Source organism: Pseudorhodoplanes sp. (assembly GCF_050250235.1).
Lineage (GTDB): Bacteria > Pseudomonadota > Alphaproteobacteria > Rhizobiales > Xanthobacteraceae > Pseudorhodoplanes.
In genome coordinates, this window is the sequence record NZ_JBFWPA010000265.1 from 1 (window position 1) to 4,638 (window position 4,638).

Genomic DNA, 4,638 nt, shown 5'->3' on the forward strand with positions numbered 1-4,638 from the left:
ATAGGCCCGCGCGCAACTGCCAGAAGCGTGCGCGCGCCCCGCATAGGATCGCCGGCATGAGCAAGACTCCGCGTCTCAAGGGCCTCCGCCAGTTTCTCGATCCCGAACAGCAGCGCGCCTGGCTCGCAGGCAAGGCGAAACTGCGCGACGCCGAGGAGCGGAATGATGAACCCGAGCTGCGGTTCAAATTCGCCCCGCGGCTTCACAAGCTCATGCGTCTCCCGCAGGCGCCGGAGGTTCTGAAGCTCTTCGCGCTCTACGGCCGGGCCGCGATCCCCATCCCGCGCAAGACCGAGCGCTATTACTGGTCGGTGTCCTGCCTGCCGTCGAGCGCCGGCAAGCCGCTCATCCGCGTCAATGCGAGCTGGATGGAGCTGTTCACCCTCTATGCCGATGGCGAGGGCATCCGCGCGCGCTTCATCGTCCATTTGTCCGATTTCACCACCGACCATTCACCCGCGGAGAACCGTGTCGACGAGGCGTTTCTCCGGCGCTCAGTCGCCGCACCGGAAGACGCCGGCTGGTTCTTCGTGAAAGGCGCGGACATTTTCGGCGTCACCATCAGGGGCTCCGTCTCGATCCGCAAATTCCTGAAGAACCGCCGCGCCCTGCGCGGCATCCGCAATTTCAACCTGACCCACATGAATCGCGGCCGCAACGCCTACCAGGCCAGCCACTGCTACAGCGTAGCGGATTATATGGTGGGTGGGTGACGGGCTCAGGGAAGGGCGCCCACTTTTGTGAGGTTGTCTTTGCAAGTTTCCCTTGCCCAAGGAGGCAGCACGAGGAATCAGTGGACTCTGCTTCGATGTGTTTGGCCCTTAACGGCTTGTATGCTATTCGCCCGTTATCATCGTGTGGGGTGTTCATGGCTGGCGTTCAGGAAGCAGAAGCGAAGGCAAAACTCTTGCGGCATATCCGTCGCAAGAAAATCCTGAAGCGCACATCAGTACTGATCAACGAGTTCTCGATCGCGGATGCAAGGGCCGATGTGGTAGTGGCCGCCAACGGTCGATTGCATTGCTATGAAATCAAATCGAAGGCTGATTCACTCCGGCGGTTGAAGGCTCAAACCGAAGTCTTCTGCAAATTTTTCGATACCGTGACTCTGGTGCTTGACGAAAAACACGTAAAGGCCGCCTTCACGCTAGTGCCCCGTCGCGTGGGCATTTGGGTGCTTCAGGATGACAAAGTGTATGTTCTCAGGGAGAGCAAGCTGGTCTCGCCAACAAAGCTGACTCTTTGTGCATCCTTATCACTCGTCGAACTGCGGCGTGTCGCGAGCAGCAATGATCTCTCGGGTGACGGGGATAGGGCCGCGTTGGCGCAAGCGCTCACCCGATTGCCCTACAGGACGCTGAAAAAGGCCGTCATAGAGTATGTGCGCAAGAAATTTAGCCCGCATTGCAAAGCCTTCATCGCAGAGACCGCCGAATCGGAAATCCAGACGGAGCATCTGCAACTGTTAAGTCCATATCGCTCACGTCGAGAGCGGCATGCAAAGACAAAATCTGAGATTGAAACAAGCTGGAGCGCGTGGGCCGCGCAGGTTCAATCCACCCAGTCATCCTCGACCGATTTGATTGCACCATCCGGATCGCCGTAGAAAAGCTGCCGATGAAGATGCAGGTTGATCCTCACAGCCGTTGATCGAGCCGGGGATATGATGGCGTAGGGGTCTGCTTTCGCAGTCTGTTGAATCTGCTGCGTTCCCCAAATCATTATCCGCGGGTCCCACTGCCTGCTGCTCATCACCCGCTCGGCCGCGATTTGATAGCCGTCCCTCTCTCGAAAAAAGTACCAATCGTTCGGTGTAGGATAGTCAATTCGTGGCAATGGCCTTCCGAAGCCGCCTTCTCGCCTCTCTTCGCGAGCGCTTCCCCGATCGCTGAAAATTAGAGGGACGCCGGGAATTGCTCTTCTCACTGAATCGAAGAATGCGCGCTCCGCAATTTCTTGCCTTGAAATACCGTCAAACGATTCAGGGAACGTGGTGGCCGACAACACTACAGCGGCGGTCGGTAACTGGGCCCGAACGGTATTGATGTAACCGACAGCTTGCGCTGCGGCGGGAAGATCGTTTCCAGTCACTTGTAGGAAGTCGAGTACGATCATTACATCGGTCACTGCTTCCATTGCGAGAAATTGAAGAAGACTCGTTAGTTGCGGGAATGGTTGTCGAGGAACGCGCACACATATTCCACGACTAAGAGCCTTCAGTCTACGAATCTGGAGCCGAATATTTGTTGCTTCGGCAGGAGGGCCAATTCTCACGCAGGGAATTACGTTGTTCAATCCGGTAACGAAGTCGCACCATGCCTTGTAACCATCGGTCGCAATGGAGAACGAGTCGAGCGTCGTGAACACAGGCCTATCATCCCCGCCGTCGTCATCAGCCTTCAGGGATGGATAGTATGGATCGATGTCTGCGATCCATGGGCGCGAACCATATGCTTCGCTCCATCGTCTGGTGGTGTTATCGATTCTTGCGGAGCGAAGCCATGGTCGCAACAGCGCAATAGGAAGCATCTGATCCTTATCGTGTTCGGGAAGTTCCTCCAAAGCGCGCATTTCAGCAGGCCGTATTGCGAGAATGGGCACATACTTCGATGACAGCTTTTCCGAAAGCAGGCTCATTTGCGCCCCTCAATTGGAAGGCCGAACCTAATACACATCGCGATTTCAGAGACTTCCAGCTTCGCGGCGAATTCTTCAACCAGCCCCTCGAAGGAGCGCGCATGGTACTGCTCCTTCCACAGCATGATTAAAGTCCATGGCATGAGGATGTCAGCTGCTATTCGATTGGCTTCGGCTTCTCTGCTGTTGGACAATTTCGATCGGTATAAGACCGTATCTGTAAGTCCGCCCTTTATTAGGTCTCGATGCAATAGGTAGTGCCCAATCTCGTGCGCGATGGTGAAGCGTTGACGTATTTTTGGCTCGTGACGGTTCACGGTGATCTTGAAACCGCCTTCTGCGGTCGCGTCAGGCTTGATCTCCCCCGAGATATCCGCAGGCATGGTGGCGACCTTCACAACAAGACCAAAGTCTTTCGCTATTGCTCCCACAGGAACAGGGGCGCTGCTCTGATGAGTCTGAATCGTCTCGCGAGAAGCAGCAGGAAGGCTTCGCCACTCGGCGGAATTCTTACCGATCATGCTGGTCCCTTTCGTGGCGGGTCTCCATACTCATCGTTTTCGAACTCAAATGACACTGACTGCGCAGGCTTATCAGCAGCCGGTTTGTCTGGCGGGTTATCAGCGGCCTGCTTTTCCATAACCGTCTTAATATAAGTACGAATCACGCCTTGTTCGTCTTGGAATTGCCGATCGATCAGCTCCTGAACGGTTTTGATCAGGACGCCATTTTCCTTCATCGCATCTTCGATGCATTCTTTAGCTTTCTCCAACGCCTGATTTCGACTGACGACAAAAGCAAATATTCCCGCCAGAGGCACGAGTATCGCCAAGACAATAGTAAGGACCCCGAGGAGGATCGCCGCCATATCTGCGTAAGACATGATCTGGGATTCCATTTTGCCGTTAACAACGGTCAACTTGACGACCGCGCCGCCACCTATCGCCACTCCGAGCAAGATGCCGCAGGCTAAGGCGCTAAAGGCGCTCGCGTGAGTGAGATCGCGGGTCTTGTCCAACTATGTTAGTCTGCCGTCTCGGGAGCTATGTCTCCTTAGCTCCGAGCAATAGATATGAGCAAGAGATTCGGCTTCAACGTGTCGAGATCAAGATCAAAAAAACGATCTGGGTCGCTTTATTTCTGACGGCGGAGAAGCGCGTACGTATTGGGGCACTTGTTTCTTGAAGTGCAAGAAATCAGGTCGTCTGGTTTCCCCTTGACAGACTATTCGCATCCTATATGTTCCTGTTATGTTCTATTCACGACAGGACCATAGCATGGACTGGGACAGAGCCATTGAACGCAACAGCGAAGCCCTGAAAGTCATTGTCGCAGCGTTGTTCGCCATGCTGGGGCTGGCGGGCGGCGGCACCGTGGCGAGGCTTCCGCGCCCGCTTCACCGCGCCGTGCTTCGCGTCTTGAGGCCCGCTGAATCCGCTTTGCGCCGCCTCATCGTCATCGCCGCGCGCGATCTTAAACCAAAGCCCGCTCCCGCCCGGCTCAAGCCGCAAGGCGTGATCCCGCGCGGCGCGGGCCATCGCCGGTCCTTTCAACTTTTTGACCGGCGCAAGCGCTTCGTGTCCAGCCGCAAGCCGGGCGGTCCACCGCCTGTTCCGCGCATCCACATTTTCGGCAGCGACTCATGGTTTGCAATCCGCCCGCCGGCGCCGCCCGCCCCGCCACCCGATGATGGCCGCATCGACGGCCGCCGCCTCGCGTCAAGGCTTGCAGCGCTGAAGGATGCGCTCGACGATCTGCCGCGCCAGGCCCGCCGTCTCGTCCGTATACGGACGAAACGCGGGGATAAGCCCGGCGTGCGCTTCGCATCGCCGATGCGGCCCGGCCGTCCGCCGGGCTACCGGAGGACGCCGGTTCACGATGTCGATCGCGTGCTCGCCGAGTGCCACGGCCTCGCTGTGAGCGCGATGCAGTCCGACACATCGTGAAGCGCGTTTCCGGGTTCATTCCAATCTTGCAAGCCGGAGGGACGCCTTACATCCG

The 4,638-nt window shown here is 57.0% G+C and carries 6 protein-coding genes; 3 read left to right on the plus strand and 3 right to left on the minus strand.

What is annotated here, in order from left to right; all coding sequences use genetic code 11:
• Positions 1-56 precede the first annotated feature (56 nt).
• On the plus strand, positions 57-713 hold the full coding sequence (locus AB7F49_RS38265; RefSeq protein WP_428532917.1) for a hypothetical protein: 657 nt from the start codon (positions 57-59) through the stop codon (positions 711-713).
• 155 nt (positions 714-868) lie between these two features.
• On the plus strand, positions 869-1,606 hold the full coding sequence (locus tag AB7F49_RS38270) for a sce7726 family protein (RefSeq protein WP_428532902.1): 738 nt from the start codon (positions 869-871) through the stop codon (positions 1,604-1,606).
• Here the strand turns inward: AB7F49_RS38270 and AB7F49_RS38275 are convergent.
• Genes AB7F49_RS38275 through AB7F49_RS38285 form a run of 3 tightly spaced genes read right to left on the minus strand, consistent with a single transcriptional unit; the run spans position 1,552 to position 3,655 of the window.
• The gene (locus tag AB7F49_RS38275; RefSeq protein ID WP_428532905.1) at positions 1,552-2,637 is read right to left on the minus strand and encodes a beta family protein; all 1,086 of its coding nucleotides are present in this window, start codon (positions 2,635-2,637) and stop codon (positions 1,552-1,554) included. The genes AB7F49_RS38270 and AB7F49_RS38275 overlap by 55 nt on opposite strands.
• Entirely contained in the window at positions 2,634-3,158 is a 525-nt protein-coding gene (locus AB7F49_RS38280) for an ImmA/IrrE family metallo-endopeptidase (protein ID WP_428532908.1), read from the minus strand. Before AB7F49_RS38280 ends, AB7F49_RS38275 begins: the two co-directional genes overlap by 4 nt.
• The gene (locus tag AB7F49_RS38285; protein WP_428532911.1) at positions 3,155-3,655 is read right to left on the minus strand and encodes a hypothetical protein; all 501 of its coding nucleotides are present in this window, start codon (positions 3,653-3,655) and stop codon (positions 3,155-3,157) included. Before AB7F49_RS38285 ends, AB7F49_RS38280 begins: the two co-directional genes overlap by 4 nt.
• A gap of 259 nt (positions 3,656-3,914) precedes the next feature.
• Between AB7F49_RS38285 and AB7F49_RS38290 the strand changes: the two genes are divergently transcribed.
• Positions 3,915-4,583, plus strand: a complete 669-nt coding sequence (locus AB7F49_RS38290; RefSeq protein WP_428532914.1) for a hypothetical protein — start codon at positions 3,915-3,917, stop codon at positions 4,581-4,583.
• Positions 4,584-4,638: the final 55 nt, after the last annotated feature.